Source organism: Paenibacillus tepidiphilus (assembly GCF_008635795.1).
GTDB lineage: Bacteria > Bacillota > Bacilli > Paenibacillales > Paenibacillaceae > Paenibacillus_AQ > Paenibacillus_AQ tepidiphilus.
Window position 1 is genome coordinate 1 of sequence record NZ_VWRQ01000063.1, and the last position, 1,026, is coordinate 1,026.

General features: G+C 56.5%; 1 protein-coding gene. It reads right to left on the minus strand.

From position 1 onward, the window contains the following. A partial coding sequence (locus tag F1379_RS29470) for a condensation domain-containing protein (protein WP_203457198.1) occupies window positions 1-1,026 on the minus strand: 1,026 nt, incomplete at both ends.

Here is a 1,026-nt window from a genome sequence, read left to right on the forward strand (position 1 = left end):
CTGACCACGCCTGTAACAATCTCTTCCTCCGTCGTCAGGATGCCCAGCAAATATACATGCGCGCTCAAGCACAGCTCCTTGACCGTGCAGCCGTACCGCTTCGCCTGTCGTTTCAAGGCTCCGAGCAGCGGGCTGCCCAGTGGCCTGCGGTAAATGGTGCTGGCCCCTCCGCTGGCCCTCTTCTTGCCCGCATAGTTAAACGGCAGCTTGTTGCGGGTATACCCCGCCAATTCCTGAATCCAATATTGCCGGCTCGCCTCGTCGCTCTCCCGGAACCGGTTGATGGCCACATAATCCTTATAATCGCTTCGCAGCGGCTTGGCCTCCACCGGCTTTCCCTGCAGCAGCCCCTGGTAAATGTCTACAAACTCCTGCTGGAACGATGCTACGCTCCATCCGTCCAGAATCGCATGGTGGAACGTAAACACCATGCAATAATCATGCTGCGCGTTCATCCGGAACAAGCGCATCCGCCACAGTACCCCGCTGCCGAACCGGAACAAGTTGCGCTGGTCTTGTTCGATATACGCGCGGATGGCACGTTCCTGTTCCTCCCGGCTAAGTAAGGAGACATCTTCCGCCGAAAGCTCCGGCTCGATCCGGGCGTGCACGAGCTGGACCTCTTCCTCGAAATGGGTGAGATCGAAGGTGGTGCGCAGGATCGGATGCTTATCGGATAACTGCTGCAACGCTTCGGCAAAATGGTCCATAGACTCAAATTTGAAATGATACAAAAACTGGTCGTGGTAGATCGGCTCCTCCGGACGCAATCTGGAGTAGAACACCATGCTCTGCTGAATTTTGCTCAGTGGATATACATCCTCACAATTCTCCGGCAGGTACTTCGCTTGTTCGGGGTCCTCCATGATGCGCCGCTTCATCTGCTCCAGCATTTCCCGCCCCGATTCCAGCTGCCGGTTCGGCTCAACCGCCTGCGCCAAAAGCTCGGCCAGCTCTCCAATGGTCTGATGCAGGTAAAGCTCTTTTAGCTGGAGAGCCGCCTCCATGTCGCGATTCATCCGGCTA